Here is a 5,835-nt window from a genome sequence, read left to right on the forward strand (position 1 = left end):
CTCTCGGTATTCGACGTTCCCGGTGCCGGCTTCGAGCGCATGCAACTGCGCGACCTTCAATGCCTTGCCGGCCAGGTCGATGCCGAGCACCTCGGCGCCGCGCCGCGCCATCGCATCGGCGAGGATGCCGCCGCCGCAGCCGACATCGAGCGCACGTTTGCCGCTCAGATGGGCCAACGCGTCGATCCATTCGAGTCGCAGCGGGTTGATCTGGTGCAGCGGGCGGAACTCACTTTCGGTGTCCCACCAGCGGTGCGCGAGGTCGGAGAATTTGGCCAGTTCGGCTGGGTCGGCGTTTTCTGTGGTGTACATGGCTCGATTATCACCGGGCATAAAAAAACCGCGCCGTAGCGCGGTTTTTCAAGCGATCCGAAAAGGATTAGCGGTTAGCGCGGGTGCCAACCACTTCGATTTCCACGCGACGGTTTTTCGCGCGGCCTTCGCCGGTCTTGTTGTCAGCAACTGGCTGTTTTTCGCCTTTGCCTTCGGTGTAAACGCGGTTTTTCTCAACGCCTTTGGACACCAGATAAGCCTTGACGGCTTCAGAGCGGCGGACCGACAACTTCTGGTTGTAGGAGTCGCTACCCACGGCGTCGGTGTGACCGACAGCGATGATGACTTCGAGGTTGATGTCCTTGATCTTGCCGACCAGGTCGTCAAGCTTGGCTTTGCCTTCTGGCTTCAGCACAGACTTGTCGAAGTCGAAGAACGCATCAGCAGCGAAAGTGACTTTGGTAGCTGCAGGAGGAGCAACAGGTGCAGGAGCGGGAGCAGGACGTGCAGGAGCAGCAGCTGCGGGAGCAGGCGCTGCGACAGGTGCGGGCGGAACGATAGCGCCATCGCAGCCTGGAGCGGCGGTAGCCGGTGTCCAGAAGCCATTGCGCCAGCACAGTTCGTTGGTGCCGTTTTTCCAGACCAGCTCGTTTGTGCCGTTTTTCCAGTTGTCAATTGTTTGTGCACCAGCGGCGGTTGCAAGCGCTGCGGAAGCAAACAACATTGCCACTTTGTTGAGTTTCTTCATGGTTCTCCTCTAGAGAAAAGCCGCAGACTTGCTGCGATTGAATACACGCCGTGAGTGACCATCACTCAAAGCGTTACAGTTATTGTGCCATAGCTCATTCGCCGTTCAAGCGCGGTATCGGCTTCGTCCGACACAGAATCAAGATTCTTTGTTTTCTGTTGCGAGCGAGCCACACCCGAGCTAACCTAAACTCAGGCCTTAAAATCAGCAGGCTGTGCTCCCCGAGCCCACTGCCAAATCAATTCAGGCCTCTCCATGACCCAGTTTGCCAAAGAAACCCTGCCCATCAGCCTAGAAGAGGAAATGCGGCGAAGCTACCTTGACTACGCGATGAGCGTGATCGTCGGTCGCGCTTTGCCAGATGCCCGTGATGGACTCAAGCCGGTCCACAGGCGCGTGCTGTTTGCCATGCACGAACTGAACAACGACTGGAACCGGCCTTACAAAAAATCGGCTCGTATCGTCGGCGATGTGATCGGCAAATACCACCCACACGGCGACCAGTCGGTCTATGACGCGATCGTCCGCATGGCCCAGGATTTTTCGCTGCGCCACATGCTGGTTGATGGTCAGGGCAACTTCGGATCGGTGGACGGTGACAGCGCCGCGGCCATGCGCTACACCGAGGTGCGCCTGGCCAAAATCGCTCAGGAGATGCTGGCCGATATTGACAAGGAAACCGTCGACTTCGGGCCCAACTACGATGGCAGCGAAAAAGAGCCGCTGGTTCTGCCTTCGCGCATCCCCAACCTTCTGATCAATGGCTCCGGCGGCATCGCGGTGGGCATGGCAACCAACATTCCGCCGCACAACATCAATGAAGTGGTTGATGCCTGCCTTCATCTGCTCAAAAATCCCCAGGCGAGCATTGACGAGTTGATGGAGATCATCCCGGCGCCCGACTTCCCGACTGGCAGCATCATTTACGGCATCAATGGTGTGAAGGACGGTTACCGCACGGGACGTGGCAAGGTGGTCATGCGCGCCAAGTGCCATTTCGAGGACATCGACAAGGGCCAGCGCCAGTCCATCATCGTGGACGAGTTGCCCTACCAGGTCAACAAGAAGACGCTGCAGGAGCGCATGGCCGAACTGGTCCATGAAAAGAAGATCGAGGGTATCAGCCACATCCAGGACGAATCCGACAAGTCCGGCATGCGGCTGGTGATTGAGCTCAAACGCGGCGAAGTCCCTGAGGTGGTGCTCAACAACCTGTACAAACAAACCCAGTTGCAGGACACCTTCGGTATCAATATGGTGGCCCTGGTCAACGGCCAGCCCAAGCTGTGCAACCTGAAGGACCTGATCCAGGTCTTCCTGTCGCACCGTCGCGAAGTGGTCACGCGCCGAACCGTGTTTACCCTGCGCAAGGCACGCGAACGCGGCCATGTGCTGGAAGGCCTGGCGGTTGCGCTGGCCAATATCGATGACTTCATCGCCATCATCCGCAACGCGCCCACACCGCCGGTCGCCAAGGCCGAGCTGATGCTGCGCCCGTGGGACAGCAGCCTGGTGCGCGAGATGCTGACGCGCACCCGCGCCGATGGCGGCGTGGTCAATGCGGACGACTACCGTCCCGATGGGCTGGAAAAAGACTATGGCATGGGCGGCGACGGTCTGTACCGACTGTCTGACACGCAGGCCCAGGAAATCCTGCAGATGCGCCTGCAGCGCCTGACCGGCCTGGAGCAGGACAAGATTGTTGCCGAGTACAAGGAAGTCATGGCGGAGATCGACGACCTGCTCGATATCCTGGCGCGGCCAGAGCGAGTCTCGACCATCATCGGCGAAGAATTGTCCGTGATTCGCCAGGAATTCGGCCAGACCAAGTTGGGCGCACGCCGCAGCCAGATTGAGCACAGCTCGTTTGACCTCAGCACCGAAGACCTGATCACCCCGACCGACATGGTCGTGACGCTGTCGCACACCGGCTACATCAAAAGCCAGCCCCTGTCCGAATACCGGGCGCAAAAACGCGGTGGCCGGGGCAAGCTGGCGACGGCCACCAAGGAAGACGACTGGGTGGACCAGCTCTTCATCGCCAACACCCACGACTACATCCTGTGTTTTTCCAACCGCGGCCGGCTCTACTGGCTCAAGGTCTGGGAAGTGCCTGCCGGCTCGCGCGGCTCACGCGGCCGGCCCATCGTCAATATGTTCCCGCTGCAAGAAGGCGAAAAAATCACGGTGGTGCTGCCCCTGACCGGTGAAAAACGCAGCTTCCCGGCCGACCAGTACGTGTTCATGGCGACCTCCATGGGCACCGTGAAGAAAACCGCGCTGGATGAATTCAACAACCCGCGCAAGGGCGGCATCATCGCGGTCAACCTCGACGACGGCGACTACCTGATAGGCGCGGCGCTCACCGATGGCAAACACGATGTCATGCTTTTCAGCGATGGCGGCAAGGCCGTACGCTTCGACGAGGACGATGTACGCCCGCTGGGCCGCGCCGCCCGTGGCGTACGCGGAATGGCCGTGGATCCGGGGCAAAGCGTGATTGCCATGCTGGTGGCCGAGGACGAGCAGCAAAGCGTGCTCACAGCCACGCAGAACGGCTTTGGCAAACGCACCTCCATCCAGGAATACACGCGCCATGGACGCGGAACCAAAGGCATGATTGCGATCCAGCAAAGTGAGCGCAACGGCAAGGTGGTCGCGGCCACCCTGGTCCACGTGGACGACGAAATCATGCTGATCACCGACAAGGGCGTGCTGGTCCGCACACGTGTCAGCGAAATACGCGAAATGGGACGCGCCACCCAGGGTGTTACCCTGATTGGCCTGGACGAAGGCTCGCAGCTCAGCGGCCTGCAGCGCATCGTCGAAAACGATGCCACACTGGACGACAACGATAGCGAAGGCGATCCCGCCAACACACCCAACCCGGATACTCCTGAATGAAAAAACTACTGACAGCCCTGCTGATCGCAGGCTGTACGTTCTCTGCAGCCAGCCAGACCGCCAACGACCCCAAGCTGGAGTGGGCCACCAAAGTGGTCGCCCTGCAGCAAGCCGACCTCGACGGCCTGGTGGGGCAACTGGTGGGCACCGCCGCCCAGGACATCGTGGCCGGCTGGGCACCACGCTTCGACAGCGCGGTACCCAAAGCACGGCAAGCCAAAGCGACTGAAGAGTTCAATGCAGAACTTGCCAAATTCACCGCTGATGCCAACAAGATCATCACCGGCAAGGTCGGGCAGGCGAACAGCGACGCCTTGATACCTGCCTACATGGAGCGTTTCAGCCTGGACGAACTCAAACAGCTGGCCGCCTTTTTCGAATCGCCCGTCATCAAAAAATACAAGACCGCCACACCTGAGCTGGTGGACGTGTTCGTGAAAAAACTCGTGGCCAGCACCCAGCCGGACATCCTCGCCCGTGCCAAACAGTTTGATGTGGCGGCCGGCAAGATTGTGGGCTCAGCGCCTGCAGCGCCAGCCGCCAAACCACAGCCCCAGAAAAAATAATCCTCGCACCCCAGGGCCCCGGCACAAGGCCTCGTCCGATACAGACCTGACATGACCCAGACCCTCCTGCAGCTCCGCCAGCAAATAGATTCGGTAGACCAGCAACTGCTGATGCTGCTGAACCAGCGTGCGGCACTGGCCAACGAGGTCGGCGACCTCAAACGGCATGAGGGTTCGCCGGTTTTTCGCCCGGAGCGCGAAGCCCAGGTGATTCACGGCCTGCAGACCAGCAGCCCCGGCCCGCTCAAAGGCGACAGCATTGCGCACATCTGGCGTGAAGTCATGTCGGCCTGCCGTGCGCTGGAGGCGCCGCAGCGCGTGGCCTACCTCGGGCCGGCGGGGACCTTCAGCGAGCAGGCCGCCGTGCAGTTTTTCGGCTCCAGCATCGCGCATGTGCCGTGCGCCAGTTTTGACGATGTGTTTCGCGCCGCGACCTCGGGCACGGCCCAGTTCGGTGTGGTGCCGGTGGAGAACAACACCGAAGGCGTGGTCACGCGCACGCTGGACCTGTTTCTCAACTCCCCGGTGCATGTCATCGGCGAAATCAGTCTGCTGGTGCGGCACAACCTGCTGCGCCTGACACCCTCTCTGGAGGGCATTGATGTCGTGCTGGCCCATGCCCAGGCACTGGCGCAATGCCAGGGATGGCTGACCACACATTTGCCAAACGCGGAGCGGCGGGCGGTCTCCAGCAACGCCGAAGGCGCACGCCTGGCGGCCGAAAACCCGGCCTGGGCAGCGATTGCGAGCGAACGTGCCGGCTCGGAATTCGGTCTGCATGTCGGGGCGCTTGCCATTCAGGACGACGCCTTCAACCGCACCCGTTTTGCCGTGATCTGCCTGCCGCAGGTGCTTGGGGCGCCTGAAGCGTCTGGCAAGGACTGCATCAGCCTGATTGTCTCGGTGCCGAACCGGCCGGGCGCGGTGCACGACATCCTGGTGCCGCTGAAAACCCACGGCGTGTCGATGACGCGTTTCGAGTCCCGCCCTGCCCGCTCGGGCCAGTGGGAGTATTTTTTCTATATAGACCTTCAGGGCCACCCCTCGCAGCCGCACGTGGCCGCCGCCCTGAAAGACCTGCAGCAGCTTTGCGCCTTTTACAAGGTACTAGGCACTTATCCTGCAAGCGACTGAGATATGACCCCCACGCTTGTCGCTTCGCGAGCCTTCGGCAGTACGCTGCCCCTGTCACCACGAAAAGGGGCTGATTTCCCTTGGGGCGGCTCGGCGGAAAATCGCATGCTCCCTACCATCACCACTTCTTTTCAGGATTTCGATCATGTTTGAACAGCTAGGCCTGATAGGCTGCGGCCTGATGGGCGGCTCGTTCGCGCTGGCGCTCAA

Annotated in this window: 5 protein-coding genes; 3 read left to right on the forward strand and 2 right to left on the reverse strand. The window is 60.7% G+C overall.

What is annotated here, in order from left to right:
- Together ubiG and ompA are read right to left on the reverse strand one after the other, a co-directional pair.
- Nucleotides 1-312, reverse strand: a 312-nt coding sequence (ubiG, locus tag ACH2CW_RS17470; RefSeq protein WP_395060479.1) for a bifunctional 2-polyprenyl-6-hydroxyphenol methylase/3-demethylubiquinol 3-O-methyltransferase UbiG, incomplete at its 3' end; no start/stop codon positions are given.
- 67 nt (nucleotides 313-379) lie between these two features.
- Nucleotides 380-1,021, reverse strand: a complete 642-nt coding sequence (gene ompA / locus ACH2CW_RS17475) for an outer membrane protein OmpA (protein ID WP_395060481.1) — start codon at nucleotides 1,019-1,021, stop codon at nucleotides 380-382.
- A 255-nt stretch (nucleotides 1,022-1,276) separates the two neighbouring features.
- Between ompA and gyrA the strand changes: the two genes are divergently transcribed.
- From gyrA to pheA, 3 genes are read left to right on the forward strand one after another with little or no spacing between them, the layout of a single operon-like run.
- A complete protein-coding gene (gyrA, locus tag ACH2CW_RS17480; protein WP_395060483.1) occupies nucleotides 1,277-3,925 on the forward strand; it encodes a DNA gyrase subunit A in 2,649 nt (882 codons plus the stop codon).
- Complete coding sequence (locus tag ACH2CW_RS17485) at nucleotides 3,922-4,491, forward strand: DUF2059 domain-containing protein (RefSeq protein ID WP_395060485.1); 570 nt, start codon at nucleotides 3,922-3,924, stop codon at nucleotides 4,489-4,491. Before gyrA ends, ACH2CW_RS17485 begins: the two co-directional genes overlap by 4 nt.
- A 51-nt stretch (nucleotides 4,492-4,542) precedes the next feature.
- Complete coding sequence (gene pheA / locus ACH2CW_RS17490) at nucleotides 4,543-5,625, forward strand: prephenate dehydratase (RefSeq protein ID WP_395060487.1); 1,083 nt, start codon at nucleotides 4,543-4,545, stop codon at nucleotides 5,623-5,625.
- Nucleotides 5,626-5,835 lie beyond the last annotated feature (210 nt).

Origin of the sequence: Polaromonas sp. (assembly GCF_043778355.1) — a bacterium.
Lineage (GTDB): Bacteria > Pseudomonadota > Gammaproteobacteria > Burkholderiales > Burkholderiaceae_C > Polaromonas.

Excerpts from the sequence above, each read along its gene's own strand:
- pheA (WP_395060487.1), top strand. The coding sequence starts at position 4,543 with ATGACCCAGACCCTCCTGCAGCTCCGCCAGCAAATAGATTCGGTAGAC.
- gyrA (WP_395060483.1), top strand. The coding sequence starts at position 1,277 with ATGACCCAGTTTGCCAAAGAAACCCTGCCCATCAGCCTAGAAGAGGAA.
- ompA (WP_395060481.1), bottom strand. The coding sequence starts at position 1,021 with ATGAAGAAACTCAACAAAGTGGCAATGTTGTTTGCTTCCGCAGCGCTT.
- ACH2CW_RS17485 (WP_395060485.1), top strand. The coding sequence starts at position 3,922 with ATGAAAAAACTACTGACAGCCCTGCTGATCGCAGGCTGTACGTTCTCT.